The 14,436-nt window shown below is 71.1% G+C and carries 15 protein-coding genes; 7 read left to right on the forward strand and 8 right to left on the reverse strand.

Annotated elements, in window-relative coordinates; genetic code table 11:
• Nucleotides 1–9 precede the first annotated feature (9 nt).
• Complete coding sequence (locus AMYNI_RS0138595; protein ID WP_020673479.1) at nucleotides 10–822, reverse strand: ABC transporter permease; 813 nt, start codon at nucleotides 820–822, stop codon at nucleotides 10–12.
• Nucleotides 822–1,784 carry an ATP-binding cassette domain-containing protein gene (locus AMYNI_RS0138600; RefSeq protein WP_020673480.1) on the reverse strand — a complete coding sequence of 321 codons (963 nt, stop codon included), beginning with the start codon at nucleotides 1,782–1,784 and terminating at the stop codon, nucleotides 822–824. Before AMYNI_RS0138600 ends, AMYNI_RS0138595 begins: the two co-directional genes overlap by 1 nt.
• Before the next feature lie 97 nt (nucleotides 1,785–1,881).
• Between AMYNI_RS0138600 and AMYNI_RS0138605 the strand changes: the two genes are divergently transcribed.
• The 4 genes from AMYNI_RS0138605 to AMYNI_RS0138620 all read left to right on the forward strand — a co-directional run bounded on the left by AMYNI_RS0138605 (nucleotide 1,882) and on the right by AMYNI_RS0138620 (nucleotide 6,082).
• The gene (locus AMYNI_RS0138605; protein ID WP_020673481.1) at nucleotides 1,882–2,646 is read left to right on the forward strand and encodes a TetR/AcrR family transcriptional regulator; all 765 of its coding nucleotides are present in this window, start codon (nucleotides 1,882–1,884) and stop codon (nucleotides 2,644–2,646) included.
• A 116-nt stretch (nucleotides 2,647–2,762) separates the two neighbouring features.
• Nucleotides 2,763–4,031, forward strand: coding sequence for an MFS transporter (locus AMYNI_RS0138610; protein ID WP_020673482.1), 1,269 nt, complete (start codon nucleotides 2,763–2,765; stop codon nucleotides 4,029–4,031).
• Nucleotides 4,032–4,343: 312 nt separating this feature from the next.
• Nucleotides 4,344–5,624 carry a GGDEF domain-containing protein gene (locus tag AMYNI_RS46450; RefSeq protein WP_020673483.1) on the forward strand — a complete coding sequence of 427 codons (1,281 nt, stop codon included), beginning with the start codon at nucleotides 4,344–4,346 and terminating at the stop codon, nucleotides 5,622–5,624.
• A 44-nt stretch (nucleotides 5,625–5,668) separates the two neighbouring features.
• Nucleotides 5,669–6,082, forward strand: a complete 414-nt coding sequence (locus tag AMYNI_RS0138620) for a DnaJ family domain-containing protein (protein WP_020673484.1) — start codon at nucleotides 5,669–5,671, stop codon at nucleotides 6,080–6,082.
• Between the two features lie 8 nt (nucleotides 6,083–6,090).
• Here AMYNI_RS0138620 and AMYNI_RS0138625 read toward each other — a convergent pair whose 3' ends face one another.
• Nucleotides 6,091–7,416, reverse strand: a complete 1,326-nt coding sequence (locus AMYNI_RS0138625; RefSeq protein WP_020673485.1) for an erythromycin esterase family protein — start codon at nucleotides 7,414–7,416, stop codon at nucleotides 6,091–6,093.
• A 62-nt stretch (nucleotides 7,417–7,478) separates the two neighbouring features.
• On the opposite strand from AMYNI_RS0138625, the gene AMYNI_RS0138630 reads away from it, so the two are divergent.
• Entirely contained in the window at nucleotides 7,479–8,021 is a 543-nt protein-coding gene (locus AMYNI_RS0138630) for a helix-turn-helix domain-containing protein (protein ID WP_020673486.1), read from the forward strand.
• Between the two features lie 2 nt (nucleotides 8,022–8,023).
• Here the strand turns inward: AMYNI_RS0138630 and AMYNI_RS0138635 are convergent, their stop codons facing one another.
• The 3 genes from AMYNI_RS0138635 to AMYNI_RS0138645 form a co-directional block, all read right to left on the reverse strand.
• The gene (locus AMYNI_RS0138635) at nucleotides 8,024–9,016 is read right to left on the reverse strand and encodes an NAD-dependent epimerase/dehydratase family protein (protein WP_040407813.1); all 993 of its coding nucleotides are present in this window, start codon (nucleotides 9,014–9,016) and stop codon (nucleotides 8,024–8,026) included.
• A 63-nt stretch (nucleotides 9,017–9,079) separates the two neighbouring features.
• A complete protein-coding gene (locus AMYNI_RS46455; RefSeq protein ID WP_020673488.1) occupies nucleotides 9,080–10,351 on the reverse strand; it encodes a hypothetical protein in 1,272 nt (423 codons plus the stop codon).
• The gene (locus AMYNI_RS0138645; protein ID WP_020673489.1) at nucleotides 10,348–10,923 is read right to left on the reverse strand and encodes an RNA polymerase sigma factor; all 576 of its coding nucleotides are present in this window, start codon (nucleotides 10,921–10,923) and stop codon (nucleotides 10,348–10,350) included. The genes AMYNI_RS46455 and AMYNI_RS0138645 overlap by 4 nt, the downstream gene beginning before the upstream one ends.
• Nucleotides 10,924–11,050: 127 nt before the next feature.
• Here AMYNI_RS0138645 and AMYNI_RS0138650 point away from each other — a divergent pair, with 127 nt between their 5' ends.
• A complete protein-coding gene (locus AMYNI_RS0138650; protein ID WP_020673490.1) occupies nucleotides 11,051–11,566 on the forward strand; it encodes a MarR family transcriptional regulator in 516 nt (171 codons plus the stop codon).
• Nucleotides 11,563–12,789, forward strand: a complete 1,227-nt coding sequence (locus AMYNI_RS0138655) for an MFS transporter (RefSeq protein ID WP_020673491.1) — start codon at nucleotides 11,563–11,565, stop codon at nucleotides 12,787–12,789. The genes AMYNI_RS0138650 and AMYNI_RS0138655 overlap by 4 nt, the downstream gene beginning before the upstream one ends.
• On the opposite strand, the gene AMYNI_RS0138660 is transcribed toward AMYNI_RS0138655, so the two are convergent.
• Nucleotides 12,786–14,000 carry a GNAT family N-acetyltransferase gene (locus tag AMYNI_RS0138660; RefSeq protein WP_026361460.1) on the reverse strand — a complete coding sequence of 405 codons (1,215 nt, stop codon included), beginning with the start codon at nucleotides 13,998–14,000 and terminating at the stop codon, nucleotides 12,786–12,788. The two genes, AMYNI_RS0138655 and AMYNI_RS0138660, sit on opposite strands and share 4 nt — an antisense overlap.
• Before the next feature lie 52 nt (nucleotides 14,001–14,052).
• Entirely contained in the window at nucleotides 14,053–14,433 is a 381-nt protein-coding gene (locus AMYNI_RS46460) for a DUF4333 domain-containing protein (protein WP_020673493.1), read from the reverse strand.
• Nucleotides 14,434–14,436: the final 3 nt, after the last annotated feature.

Genomic DNA, 14,436 nt, shown 5'->3' on the forward strand with positions numbered 1-14,436 from the left:
TCCTCCTGGTCATCGGTCGAGCCGGCGGTAGCGGCGCAGGGACAGCGGCAGGAAGATCGCGACCAGCGCCAACGGCCACACCACGGCCATCAGCACCGCGTGCTGGGCGATCCAGGACTCTCCACCCCAGCCGGGGTTACCGAACAGCTCCCTGGCGGCGGAGACGGTGGAAGACAGCGGGTTCCAGTCCGCGACGACGCCGAGCACGGCCGGCATGGTGGCCGGTGCCACGAACAGGTTCGCCAGGAACCCCAGCGGGAACTCGACGGTCTGCACCACCGGCAGCGCCTCCGGCCCGCTCAGCACCAGGCCAAGGTAGATCCCGACCCAGACCAGCGCGAACCGCAGCAGCATCAGCAGCCCGAGCGCCAGCAGCGTGCGGCCGGCACCGCCGTGCGGCTGCCAGCCGACCAGCAATCCGAACAGCAGCACCACGACGAGCACGAACGCCGAGTACAGCAGGTCGGCGAGGCAGCGACCGGTGAGCATCGCGGACTCCGCCATCGGCATCGACCGGAACCGGTCGGTGACGCCCTTGGCCAGGTCGGCGGTCACCGCGGTGACCGTCTCCCCCACCCCGAACACCATGATCATCGCGAACATGCCGGGCAGCAGGAACTCGCGGTAGCTCCCGCCGCCGGGCACGGTCATCGCGCCGCCGAACAGGTAGGCGAACATCAGGACCATCACGATCGGGAAGATCACGCCGAACGCGACCTGCGCCGGCTGGCGCGCCCAGTGCGCGATGCCGCGCCTGGCGATCGTCCAGCCGTCGGCGAATGCCCAGCGGAGCCGGTGCTCCGGCACGGTCAGGGTGGTCATCAAGCGGCTACCTCCTCGGTCTCCTCGGTGCGGTGCCCGGTCAGCCGGAGGAACACCTCGTCCAGGGTGGGACGGCGTAGAGCGATGTCCTCGACCGCGAGACCGGCGTCGTCCAGCGCCCGCACCGCCTCGGTCAGCGCGCGCACCCTGTCCCGGACGGGCGCGCTGACCAGCCGGAGATCGGTGCGGATCGCCGGCTCGGTGCCGGTCACCGCGGCGAGCAGGCCGGCCACGTCCGCGAGCCGGGACGCGTCCACCGCGACCACGTCCAGCCGGTCCCCACCGAGCTCGGACTTGAGCTGGTCCGGGCTCCCCTCGGCGATCACCCTGCCGTGGTCGATTACCGAGATCCGCCCGGCAAGCTGATCCGCCTCGTCCAGGTACTGGGTGGTCAGCAGCACCGTGGTGCCACTGTCCACAAGGGAGCGAACGGCCCGCCAGACCTCGTTGCGGCTGCGCGGATCGAGCCCGGTGGTCGGTTCGTCCAGGAACAGCACCCGCGGCGCGAGGATCATGCTCGCGGCCAGGTCCAGCCGTCGCCGCATCCCGCCCGAGTACCTCTTGACCGGCAGCCTGCCGGTGCCGGCGAGGTCGAACCGCTCGAGCAGCTCGTCCGCCCGGCGGGCGGCGGCCGCCGCACCCAGGTGGTACAGCCTGCCGAACATGATCAGGTTCTGCCGCCCGCCGAGCACCTCGTCCAGCGCCGCGTGCTGGCCGACCAGCCCGATCCGCCGCCGCACCTGTGCGGCCTCGACTGCCACATCGAACCCGGCGACCTCGGCCCGCCCGCCGTCGAACCGGAGCAGGGTGGACAGGATCCGCACCGCCGTGGTCTTGCCCGCACCATTCGGGCCGAGCAGTCCGCAGACCGTGCCGGCCGGCACCACCAGATCGAACCCGGCGACCGCTTCCTTGTCGCCGTACCGCTTCCGCAGCCCTTCGGCCACGACCGCATTGGTCAAGTTCAAACCCACCTTCCAACTTTGTACGCTGTACGGGGAGTACGCTAGCACAGTATCGTACGGCGTACAGAGTTCGTTACCGGCACAATGAGGCGCGATGACCGAATACAGCGGGAGCGGCGACCCCAAACGCACCCTCGAACTGCTCTGGGGCCTGCAGGAACGGCCAAGCCGCGGTCCCAAGGCCCGCCTGACCGTGCCCGAGATCACCGCGACCGCGGTGAAGCTCGCGGACGCGGACGGCTTCGCCGCCCTGTCCATGCGCCGGATGGCCGAGCAGCTCGGCGTCAGCACGATGTCGCTCTACACCTACGTGCCGAGCAAGGCCGAGCTGCTCGACCTGATGGTCGACGCGGTCTACGGGGAAACCGCGCGCCCGGAACCGGAAGAGGTGCCGGGCGGCTGGCGCGGCAGGCTGGAGCAGATCGCCAGGGAGAACGCCACGCTCTACCACCGGCACCCCTGGCTGCTCCAGGTGGCGATCAGCAGGCCCAACCTCGGCCCGAACCAGGTCAAGAAGTACGAGTACGAACTCGGCGCGGTGGACGGCATCGGGCTCACCGACCTCGAGATGGACGCCGTACTCACCCTGATCACCGGCTATGTGAACGGCGCGGTCCGCGGCGCGATCGAGGCCGCGCAGGCCGAACAGCGCACCGGGATGACCGACCTCCAGTGGTGGGAGGCGCACCTGCCGATCCTGGAGCAGGTCATCGACGAGGCCGCGTACCCGCTTTCCACGCGAGTCGGCAACGCGGCCGGCGAGGCATACAACGCCGCATACGCCCCAGATCAGGCCTTCGAGTTCGGCCTGGCCAGGGTCCTGGACGGGATCGAGACCCTGGTCCGCTCACGCGCCTGACCCACGTCCCCCGCTGTCACCGACTGCAAGCTCTTGATGTCGATCAGTATTGACCATGACACTTGTGGTCACAGTCGGGGTACGCGCGAGTACAGAGCGGCACGAGCGGGGCAGCCATGGCCGAGATCCCTTCGCCGGGCACGGTCACCTTTCGCGACGTCTTCGCGGTCGGTGAGTTCCGCGCGCTGTTCGCCGCCCAGCTGGTGTCGGTGGCCGGTGATCAGCTGGCCAGGGTCGCGCTGTCGATCCTGGTGTTCGACCGGACCGGTTCGCCGGGCTGGGCCGCGCTGACCTACGCGCTGACCTTCCTGCCGGATCTGCTCGGCGGGCCGCTGCTGGCCGGGCTGGCCGATCGCCATCCCCGCCGCACGGTGATGGTGGCCGCGGACGGCGCCCGGCTGCTGCTGATGGCCGTGATGGCGTTGCCCGGGACCCCGCTTCCGCTGCTCGGCGTGCTGCTGGTCGGTGTGCAGCTGCTCGCGGCCCCCTGGGGCGCGGCGCGGGCCGCGCTGCTGCCGCAGGTGTTGCCCGGTGAACGGTTCGTCGTCGGGACCGCAGTGTTCACCATGACCACCCAGCTCGCGCAGGTGCTCGGGTTCGCCACCGGCGGGGCGATCGTGGCCGGGCTCGGCCCGCAGGGCGCGCTCGGGGTCAACGCGGTCAGTTTCGCGGTGTCCGCGTTGCTGGTGCGGTACGGGATCGGCCACCGCCCGCCGCCGGGATGCCCCGGCGGGAACACGGCCACTCCCGGCACGTGGTGCGCGCAGGTGCGGTCCGGCCTGGTGCTGGTCTGGGCGGACCGCCGGTTGCGCGCACTGGTGGCGCTGGCCTGCGTGTCCGGGTTCTACATCGCGGGCGAGGCGGTGGCCGCGCCCTACGCGGCGGCGATCGGCGGCGGGTCGATGGCGGTGGGCGCACTGCTGGCCGCCTACGCGGTGGGCAATGTGCTCGGGATGGCGGTGCTGGCGCGGCTGCCGGCTCGGTGGCGGACCAGGCTGCTGGTGCCGCTGGCGATACTGGCCTGCGCGGCGCTGATCCTGTGCGCGACCGGGCCAGGACTGGCCTGGACGATGGTGGTGTGGGTGTGCTCCGGCGCCGCGAGCGCCTACAACCTGACCGCCTCCACCCTGTTCGTGCAGGCGGTGCCGGACGCCCGCCGCGGCCAGGCATTCGGGCTGGCGGTCACCGCGTTGCGGGTCTCCCAGGGCCTGGGCGTGGTGCTGGCCGGAGTCGCGGCCGAACGGATCCCGCCGCATCAGGTGGTGGCACTGGCCGGCGTGCTGGGCACCGCCGCCGCGGCCGCGGCCGGCTGGTCCTGGCGCCGGTCCGAGTCGCCGGTCGCCGGGTCACCGCAGTACCGCGGTGACCCGGCGGAGGCCGGTTAGGAGCGCGCCCAGTCGGTGGGGCGCTGGCTGCTACGTGCCCAATCGGTGGGGCGGCCGGTACGCGGCGAGCACGACTTCTTCGACATGGGAGTGCCTCCTCGACATCAGGCGTCAACACGCTGTGTGAGCGCACAGTAGACCAGGTGGCCTAGTGACACACGGCGCGTGTCCGATTACAGTGACGAATCCCATGCAGGTGGCAGGGGGTCCGTAATGCGATTGTCCAAGCGGCCTGCCCGGCTGAACAGCACTGTCAACCCACAGTCGGGTATCGGTCCGCGTCACTGGCCGTTATGGAATCTTTCACGGCCCGTGCTGTGCTATCTCCTCGCCGTCGTGGCCGCGGCACTGGTCTGCGTCGCCGCGACGGCCGCGCTGGTACCCATCACGACCCAGTCGCTGATCTGGTGCGCCCTGCTGGTCGGCGCGGAAATCGCACACCTGGAAACGGCCAGGGGCATCGAGCGGATCCGGGAACTGGGCGCCGAGGGCAGGCCGCATATGCACCTGCAATCCATCTGGATCTTCGCCGGTCTGCTGCTCCTGCCGCCGCCGCTGCTGGCGGTCCTGATCACGATCAGTTACGCGCATTCGTGGCTCCGGGTCTACCGCCGCCGCTCGATCCTGCACCGCAAGGTGTTCTCCGCGGCGACCGTGATCCTGGCCTGCACCGGCGCGGGTCTGCTGCTGTACGTGGGCACGTCCAACCAGTTCACGCCCTACATCGAGCGACTCGACGGCGCGGCCGGGCTCGGAGTGCTGGTACTGGCGGGCGGCGTCTACTTCGCGATCAACTACGCGCTGGTGGTCGCGATGATCATCGTGACCAACCCGGACAAGCCGGGACGGGCGGCGCTGGGCAACCCGTCGGACGTGCTGATCGTGCTGGCCGCGGTCGGCGTCGGCTGCGGAATCGCGCTGGTGGTGACCGAGCGGCCGTGGCTGCTCCCGGTGCTGATGGTCACCCCGCTCGCCCTTCAGCTCGGGCTGCTGCTGCCGCAGTTCCAGAACGCGGCCCGCACCGACGCCAAGACCGCACTGCTCGACCCTTCTTTCTGGGCCGAGCTGGCCGGCCGGGAGCTCGCCAGGGCGCGACGTCTCGGCTCCACCGTCGGCGTGCTGATGATCGACCTCGACCACTTCAAGGGTGTCGACGACGGTTACGGTCATCCGGCTGGCGACGAGGTACTGCGCGCGGTCGCCAAGGCCATCCGGGAGCACGTCCGCGCCTCCGACTTCGTCGGGCGCTACGGCGGTGACGAGTTCGTGGTGCTGCTGCCCGGCGTCACCGAAGCCGAGCTCACCGTCATCGCCAACCGGGTCAAGACCGGTATCGGCCAGCTCGCCGTCGAGGTGCCGGTCGCCGGGACGGCGGGGGCCATCGGCACCACGACCATCACCGGGCTGACCGCGTCCATCGGTGGCGCCGTCTACCCCGAGTCCGCCACCGACCTCACCCCGCTGCTGTGCGCCGCCGACGCGGCCGCTTACCGGGCCAAGGCGGCGGGGCGGAACCGGTTCGTGCTGGCGGACGAGCAGATGATCGCCATTCCGGAGCAGGGACGCGCGGCCGGCGGCATCGAAGCGCGGTAGCCCCGTTCGTACTATGGAAGTCAGTGCGTACGGAGGGGGTAGTCGTGACGGACCGAAAGCCGCCCGAGGTCTCGTTCGACGACTGGATCGAGCGGCAGATCCGCAGCGCCGAAGAACGCGGGGTGTTCGACAATCTGCCCGGCGCCGGCAAACCGCTGCCGGGTGCGGGCCGCCGCCCCGGCACGGCGTCGGACTGGGTGGCCGATCTGGTCAAGCGCGAGAAGGTGGACACCTCGGTGCTGCTGCCACCTTCGCTCGCGCTGCCGAAGGAACTCGAAGACCTGCCGGAACGGTTGTCCCGGGAACGGTCCGAGGCCACCGTGCGGAAGATCGTGCAGGACCTGAACGAACGAATCCGCCAGGCCCACCGGCTACCGCAGGCAGGTCCGCCGTTGCGGGCGATGCCGGTGGACGTGGAAGAAACCGTGCGGGCCTGGCGGGAGAACCGCTCGAAGTAGTGCGCCCGTCACTCCGGTTTCCAGTGGGAGAACGGTTCCTGGACGTCGGGCGGTGAACTGGCCAGCGCGTCGGCGTCGGGTCCGGCCGGAGTGACCTGCGCCAGGTGGACGACGATGTCGTAGGCGGCCAAGGGGTTCGACTCGCCGTAGAAGGTGCCGAAACGCTGCTGGGTCACGGCCTGCACGGTTCGGGTGTCGGCAGGGGACAGTCGCCGCAGGTCGGTCGCGAACGAGCCGTCGTGGCTGGCGGCCATCAGCGCGTCGAGGCTGCCGGGCTGAGGTGCCGCTTCCAGGTCCGTGAAGAGTTCGCCGGTGTAGAAGCCGGGCGCCGTGTTGAGGGTCTGGCCGGTCCCCGAGGTCGTGCCGAGGACCAAGTAGTCCTTGCCAAGCCGGTCGGCCAGGTGCAGGCCCATCGTCGTCGCCGGAGCCATACCGGGCAGGGTGACGGGCCAGCGCTGGATGTGCCCGTTGTGCGCGGCGACGACGATCCGGCCTTCCTTGTCCAGGAGCCACTCGACTGTGTCCGCGATCGCGGCGTCGCGGTTGGACATCGCGGTTCGCTGGTCGCCGCGGGTCATCGCGCGGATCACCGTGTCCAGCGTGCTGGTGAGGCGCAGTGCGCGCAGCGCGCGGTGGTAGGCGTCGGCGGTGGTCCGCCGGAGGTAGTCGAGGCGCCGTCCGGTCACCCGCGCGGCGAGTTCGGCCAGGCCCGCGGTGAGCGCGTCCTTGGTCGCGGGGGCGAGCTCGCTGTAGGTGGCGAAGGCCGCGGGCGCGGAGAAGGCGGACGGTGGCGCGAAGGCAGAAGCCGCTTCCCGGATCGCCGGGTCCACCTCGAACTCGGGATCCGCCTCCGCGAGGTAGGCCGTCACGGCGTCCAGGCCGGGCAGCAGGGACGCGTTCGCGCCGCCGAGGTCGATGCCCGAGAAGCCGACCGGCCGCGCGGCGGTGCGATTGTGCTGTCGCATCCATTCCAGCTGGGCGCGCATCTCGGTCCACAACCCCATCAGCGAGGTCACGCCGTTCGCCAGCACCTGGCCGAGCTGGTCTTCGCCGCCGCGGACCCAGTCGTCGGTGCGCCACCCTTCGGTGAATCCCGACTCCATCGCGTAGGTGCTGAACCCGTGCCGTTCGACCAGGTAGCGCAGCAGGCGGTGCCGGATCAGGTAGGTCTCGCGGTTGTAGTGCGCGCTCTCGCCGATCGCCACCACCCGAGCGTCACCGATCGACTCGTCCAGCCACTCCAGGTCGTCCAGCGGCGCCGCCGGATCCAGCGTGCGCAGCGGGAGCACCGCCTCGTCACTCAGCCGGACCGAAGCCGTCGTGTTCGTGGACATGCCAAGCCCCCTTCGTGTGTTCCCAACTTTGGGAACGGTACCAGATATGAGATCGTAGGCCGGTGGACACTCTTGACCTGCTCCTGCACCCCGTCCGGCTGCGCATCGTGCACTTCATGTCCGGCAGCCGTACGCGCACCACCTCCGACCTGTGCGCCCACCTGCCCGACGTGCCCAAGACCACCGTGTACCGGCACGTCGGCCTGCTGCTCGAGGGAGGAGTGCTGGAAGTCGTCGATGAACAGCGCGTGCACGGCGCCGTCGAACGCCACTACCGGCTGCGCCAGGATCGGGCGGCGATCGACGAACGCGCGGGCGCATCGATGTCGCTGGACGACCACCGCCACGGGTTCGCCGGCGCGGTGGCCGCCCTGCTCGCCGAGTTCAACACCTACCTCGACCAGGACGGGGCCGATCCGGTCGCCGACTCCGTTGGCTACCGGCAGGGCATCCTCTGGCTCAACCCCGACGAGCTCGCCAAGATGATCGACACCCTGCGCGGCATCTTCATAGCCAACCGGACCAACGAGCCCGTGTCCGGACGCAGGCCGTACCTGCTGAGCCCGATCTTCTTCCCGATCGAGGAACCGCCGCCCCGCCGGTGAGTTCAGCCCTTCCCGCCGCCGACGAGCTTGGCCTCCAGCCCCGGGTCTAGGCCGAGCGTCGGCCGGTCGGCCCGCTGCGGCGGCGCGCCGCCGAGACCGCGCATCCAGGACCAGGTGCCGGCGACCGTTTCGGTGACCGGACGGCAGTTCAGCCCGGCGGCGACCGCCTTCGACACGTTCGATCGGTGCATCGCCTGGTAGGTCTCGCCGGGTGGCAGCCAGACCGGCAGGTCGGTCCACGGCTCCACCCCGGCGGCGAGGATCGGCTCCGGTTCGGTCCAGCACAGCTCGGCATCCGCCCCGGTGGTGTCCACACAGGACTCAAGCAGCTCTCGCATGGTGGTGTGTCCCGGCGGGCTGACCAGGTTGTAGGCGCCGCCGAGCCCGCGTTCCGCCGCGTCCAGGGTCCACGCCGCGAGGTCGCGGACGTCGATGTACTGCAGCTCCAGTCCGGGCGGACCGGGGGCCAGCACCCGGCCGCCTCGCGCGATCCGGCTCAGCCACCAGGTCAGCCGCCCGACGTCCTCATACGGCCCGAGGATCAGCCCGGCCCGCGGGAACAGCGCGCGGTCGCCGAAGGCCGCGGTGACGGCCAGTTCCCCGCCCGCCTTGGCTCGCGCGTACTCGACCTCGCCATCGTCGGGGGCGGCTTCCACCAGCGGGACCTGCTCAGTAGCGCCCGGCGGAGTGGGCATCACGTACACCGACCTGCTGGAGACGTACACATACCGACCTACCCGGCCCGCCAGCGCTCGCGCCGCATCCCGGACCACGAGCGGCGCGTCGGTCCAGGTGTCCACCACAACGTCCCAACGCCCTCGTTCGAGCGAAGCCAAACCGCACGGCGCCGTGCGATCGCCTCGCAGGAAGGTGACGCCCTCCGGTGGCCGCCGCCGACCCCGGTTGAACATGCTCACCTGCCAGCCCCGCGCCAGCGCGTCGTCCACTATGGCGCGTCCGACGAACCCCGTTCCGCCCAGCAGCAACAGTTCCATGAACGTCACTCTGCCCTGCCGGCCCGGCCGTGACGGCGGATTCGCGCAGAGCTGAAGTCGCGGTCAGCGGATCGTCACCACGCCGTCGTAGAGCACCCGATCGGTGGCGTCGTACACCTTGGCGGTCAGCTCGGGCAGGTCGAAACCGGTGTGCTCTGGCATCTCCAGCCCGAAGGCGCCGTGGGAGATGGGCACTTCCAGCATCGCGCCTTGCCCGAACCTGACCGTCATCCGGGTGGCTTCCGGTGGAGTGGCACCACCGATGATGTTGCCCGAACCGCCCACCGCACCGACCGGGTTGAACAAGGTCGCCCGCACGGGTGCGGCGTCGCGCGGGAGCGATCTGACGTCCAGCGTCGGACCGCGGTCACCGGCCGGGGGCGAACTGCACACCAGCGCGATGTCGCCGTCGTTCGACGTGACCAGCTCGCTGCCGCCGACGGTGAGCAGCGGGCCGGGTTGGAAGCGATCCGGATCGGCGACCAGGTTCTGCGCCTTCGCCAGGCATTCGCCGAGGAAGCGCCCCGCCGCCGAGCTTCGGTCCGGCGGTGGGGTGACCGGCCGGTCGGTGACGGACACCGCGGGTGGCGGCGCCGGGGGCAGCGCGAGCTGGCCGCCCGGGCTGAGGTCCTTGCCGAGCGTGATCTTCGCCGTGGCCAGCCGGTAGCCCGTCCGCTGGACCAGCAGATGATCACCGAAGGGCACCGGCGTACCGCTGCTGCTGCCGGCCGCGGTCTCCACCCGGTAGCCGACAACCTGCCAAGACGGGTCCAGTACGGCGGAGATCACGCCGTTGGGGCTGAACATGACCGCACCGGTCTTGGTTCCCCCGATGTAGGCCGGGGCCGCGTTCGGGTCGGACACGGTGACGGTAGTCCGCGTGGTCTCGCAGAACAACGGCTTGCCGCCGGCCCTCGCGGCCACGATGTTGACGTCGTTCCCCGGCAGGCCCGCTTCAGGCCCGGTGGTGAACACCGGTACCCACTCCGAGCGGTCCGGGAACAGGCCGGCCTTGCCTTCCGCCTGGACGGCCGCCCAGCAACGGTCGAGCTCGGCGGCCGCCTTCGACGCGTCCAGTCGCACCCCCTGCAGCGGGCCAGGGGTCTGGCCGATGGCAGGGCCGGGGCCTTCGGTCGGCCGCAAGTACTGGGCGGTGACCACCGCCGCACCGAAGAGCAGGGTCACCCCGGCGGCCACCGCGAGCGGCCTGCGGACCGCCGAGAAACCCTTGCCCACGGCCGGATTCATGCCTTCCTCCAGCGCTGCCCGCAACTTTCCGCGCACCTCCGGCGGCAGTTCACGCCGGACGGGCAGTCCGAACTCGTCGTCGTTCATGATGTTTCCTCCAAGATGACGCGCAGCCGTGCGCGGGCCCGGGAGATCCGGGAGCGCACGGTGACTTCTTCGACCCCGAGCAGCTGGGCGGCGTCGGCGATGGGCAGTTCGCCGAGCAGGCACAGTTCGACGGCCTGGCGCTGTGCCTTCGGCAGCTTCCGGAGGGCAGCACCCAGCTTCCGCAACCGCACCTCGCCGTCCAGCCGTTCGGCGACCGACTCGGCGTGGTCACCGACCGCCGACGGTGCCGGGACCCGCGACAACAGCCGCAGCCGGCGCCCGGCACCGCGACGCTCGGTGCGAGCGAGGTTGCCTGCCACGGTGAACAGCCAGGGCAGCGCGCTGGCCCGGACCAGGGTTACCTCCGACCGCTTGCGCCACGCGGTCAGGAAGGTCGTCGAGGTGAGGTCCTCGGCCTGCGCCCAGGAGCCGGTCAGCCGGTAGGCGTGGTTCCACACCGCCTGCACATGGCGTTCGAACAACTCCCCGAAGGCGGCCCGGTCCCCCAGCACCGCGCGACGCCAGAGTTCGGCGTCCGCGTCGACGGAGGATTCCGCGGCGGGATCCGGCATGCGAGCCGCCCATCTCGGTTGCGCGGGGACAGTCATACCGGGAAGGGGCCGGCATCCGGCGAAGTGTTGCACCCGGGTTCGCGGAATACTCTGACAGTGCTTACATAAGCGCTGTTACTCTTGGCAGGTGAGTCCTTCCGACGAAAACCCGGACCCCACCGAACAGAGCCATTGGCGGCCGCTGCGCGTCCTGCAGGACGCGATGGACGACGACATCGCCAAGCTCTACGACGAGCGCGGCGTGGTCGGTGTCCGGCCGCGGTTCGCCATGCCGCTGATCCGGCTCGGCCGCCGGGGCGCGATGACCATCCGCCAGCTCGCCGAGTCGCTGGACGTGACCCATTCGGCGATGAGCCAGACGGTGAGCGCGATGCGGCGGGAGGGGCTGGTAAGCAGCACTCCCGGCACCGACGCGCGGACCCGTGAGGTGGTACTGACCGAACGGGCCGAAGCGCTCGTGCCCTTCCTCGAAGCGGAATGGCGGGCCACCGAACAGGCCGTCGCGGAGCTGGAGGACGAGATCCCGTACGCGCTGAGCCAGGTGGTCCGGGACATCGAGGCGGCGCTGACGCGGCGCTCCTTCCACGACCGGATCGTCCGGCAACTCGCGAGAGCCGACGACACCTCGGCAGCCTCTTCGTGAGCCTGCTCGACGGGCTGATCGACCTCCGCCCGCTGCGTTCGAGCCCCGCGTTCCGCCGGCTCTGGCTGGGCAGCAGCGCGTCCACCTTCGGCGGCCAGCTGACCGTGGTCGCGGTGCTCTCCCAGGTGTGGGAGCTGACCGGCAGCCCGGTCGCGGTGGGCGCCATCGGCCTCGCCCAGGCCGTGCCGATGGTGGTCTTCGGACTGATCGGCGGCACCCTCGCCGACGCGGTCGACCGTCGGCGACTGGTGCTGTGCACCACCCTGGGCCAGATCGTTTCGGCCGTCCTGCTCGCCGGCCAAGCGCTCACCGGTCTCGCTTCGCTGCCGGTGGTGCTGGGACTGGTGGCTCTGCAGGCCGCGTGCGGCGGGCTGGGCGCGCCCGCCCGCAAGACGTTCGTCGCGCGTCTGCTGCCCGAGGAGCTGGTCGGCGCCGGCATCGCGTTGAGCCACCTCAGTTTCCAGGCGGCCATGCTGGTCGGGCCCGCGGTCGCCGGCCTGGTCACCGCGAAGTGGGGGGGCGGCACTTGCTATCTCCTGGACGTGCTGACCTTCGGTGCCGGGTTGTACGGCGTGCTGAGGCTGCCGTCGATGCGTCCCGGCGCGGACGCCAGCCGGCCAGGGCTGCGCGCAATCTGGGAGGGCTGGCGCTTCATCGGCCGGCGGCCCGTGGTGAGCGGCGCGTTCCTGACCGACGTGCTGGCCACGGTGATGGCCATGCCGATCGCCCTTTTCCCGGCGATCAACGACGAGCGCTTCGGCGGCAGCCCGGAGTCGCTGGGCCTGTTCCTCTCCGCGATCGCGGTGGGCGGCATCACCGCCGGCGCGGCCTCGGGCATGGTCACCAGGGCACGCCGGCCCGGTGCCGTCATGCTGGCGGCGGCCGGGATGTGGGGTCTCGGCCTCGCCGCCTTCGGCATGGCGCAGTCGCTTTGGCTGGTACTCGGCTGCCTCGCCGTCGCCGGAGCCGCCGACACCGTCTCGGTGATCTCCCGGGGAGCGATCGTGCAGCTGGCGACCCCCGACTCGCATCGCGGCCGGGTCAGCGCCGTCGAGCACATCGTCGGGGTCTCCGGCCCCGACCTCGGCAACTTCCGCGGCGGACTGGTCGCCGGCGCTACTTCGGCGTCCTTCGCCATCATCTCCGGCGGCGCGCTCTGCGTGCTCGGGATCGCCGGGCTGGCGGTGGCGAACAGCTCGCTGCGCAGGTTCGCGACCCGCTAGAAACCCGTGCCGCACCAAGGTTTCACCGGCGTGCCGAACAGCTCGTCGGCTCGGCGGGCAGCCTCCGGGGTGCGTGCCTGGAGCCGGCCGGTCGCGGCGAGCGCACTCGGTGCCCAGGCGCCGAGGTAGATCATCGCAAGCACATCCACCCCGAGCCGGACCTCGGCTTCGGTGTCGTCGCCGAGACGCTCGGCGCCATCCGCGGTGATCCGGTAGCGGCCGGAGTTCTCGGGCAGCAGCGCGTCGGACACTTCGAGCACCACCGGCTCCGCCCGCTGATAGGTGCGGGCGGCCAGTGCGGCGGGGACGTCCAGGATCCGGAGCCACGATTCGTCTTCGACTCCGGTCACCTGCCAGGCCCGGAGGTCGGTGAGCATGGCCGCCACCGGCTCGTCGACCGGCCGGTACGCGTGCAGCTCGTCGACCAGGTCCATGCCGAGCAGGAAACGCCACAGCCCGGCCAGTGCCTCCGGGCCGGCGGCGTGCAGATCGTGCACCGTGAGGTCCGCCGTGTGCGGCTGCGCGCCGTGCCGCTCGTTCACCTGGTACACCACGAAACCGTCGTCACCGTCGGCGCCGGTGTGCACCGCGGCGATATGACCGCCATCGTGTCCGCGGAACCGCTCGAAGCGCATCGGCCACCACACTTCGGGGCGGCTGAGCATGCCCGGCCGCGACGGCGCGATCCGCCGGTACAGCGCGGGAATCAGCTCGACCGCGGCCTCCGGAGCGAGTAGCCGGACCCGCCCTCCCGCCGGCGCGTCCTGGTGAAGCCGGGCCGCGCGCCGGGTAATCCGGACGCGCTGGTCCAGGGACGCCACCCCGTAGCCGAACCGGCCGTAGATGGCCGTCTCACTCGCGTGCAGGCAGGCCAGCACCTCACCGCGCCGCACGAGGTCCCGCAACTGCTCCCCCATCAGCGCGGACAGCACACCGCGCCGGGTGTGGTCGGCCCGTACCCCGACCCCGTCCACCGCGCCCGTCGGGAGCAGTGCGCCGCCGGGTACCGCGAGCTCGGTCCCGAACGACCCCGCGGTACCGATCAGCTCGTCCTCGGCGAAGGCGCCGTACCGGCGGTCCGCCAGAAAGCCCGGACTGCGCCTCCCCCAGTGCTCGTCGGTCAGCGCGCCGCGATGCAGCGCCTGGTACAGCAGGGCGAAGGCCGATCGCTGCTCTCCATCGGCAAGGTTCCGGATCGCGAAATCGCTCATACGCGCGATCATGCCAAGGTGCCCGGCGAACGCGCACCGGATTTCCTGGCCGCTACCGCGGTGCGCCGACCTCGTACTCGCCCTGCGCGGTCTTCACGGTGACGGTCACCGTCTTCTCCTCACCGGCGATCGAGGCGGTGCAGTCGAAAACATGACCGACCTCGACGGCCTGGCCCGCCGGGCAGCCGACCGTTTCCACCTCTTCGAGCTGGAAGCTCTGCACCAGCACCTGCCGTACCCCGTCCTGCACCGCGGACTGGTCCAGGATCTTGGGTACCGGGGTGAGACTGACCGGGCTCGATACCGGGCTGCCTGCCGGCGGTGGCGGCGCGGCCGGTGAACTGGTCGCCGGCGGCTTCTCCCCGGCACTTTCGCAACCGGCCACGGCCAGGATGCCGAGACACGAAACGGCCAGCACCGTCGCGACGCGCACGAA

The organism is Amycolatopsis nigrescens CSC17Ta-90 (genome assembly GCF_000384315.1).
GTDB classification, from domain to species: domain Bacteria; phylum Actinomycetota; class Actinomycetes; order Mycobacteriales; family Pseudonocardiaceae; genus Amycolatopsis; species Amycolatopsis nigrescens.

Bases quoted from the DNA above. Each gene is read 5' to 3' on its own strand.
- AMYNI_RS0138595 (WP_020673479.1), bottom strand. From the start codon at position 822: ATGACCACCCTGACCGTGCCGGAGCACCGGCTCCGCTGGGCATTCGCC.
- AMYNI_RS0138605 (WP_020673481.1), top strand. From the start codon at position 1,882: ATGACCGAATACAGCGGGAGCGGCGACCCCAAACGCACCCTCGAACTG.
- AMYNI_RS0138610 (WP_020673482.1), top strand. From the start codon at position 2,763: ATGGCCGAGATCCCTTCGCCGGGCACGGTCACCTTTCGCGACGTCTTC.
- AMYNI_RS0138625 (WP_020673485.1), bottom strand. From the start codon at position 7,416: ATGTCCACGAACACGACGGCTTCGGTCCGGCTGAGTGACGAGGCGGTG.
- AMYNI_RS0138635 (WP_040407813.1), bottom strand. From the start codon at position 9,016: ATGGAACTGTTGCTGCTGGGCGGAACGGGGTTCGTCGGACGCGCCATA.
- AMYNI_RS46455 (WP_020673488.1), bottom strand. From the start codon at position 10,351: ATGAACGACGACGAGTTCGGACTGCCCGTCCGGCGTGAACTGCCGCCG.
- AMYNI_RS0138645 (WP_020673489.1), bottom strand. From the start codon at position 10,923: ATGCCGGATCCCGCCGCGGAATCCTCCGTCGACGCGGACGCCGAACTC.
- AMYNI_RS0138660 (WP_026361460.1), bottom strand. From the start codon at position 14,000: ATGAGCGATTTCGCGATCCGGAACCTTGCCGATGGAGAGCAGCGATCG.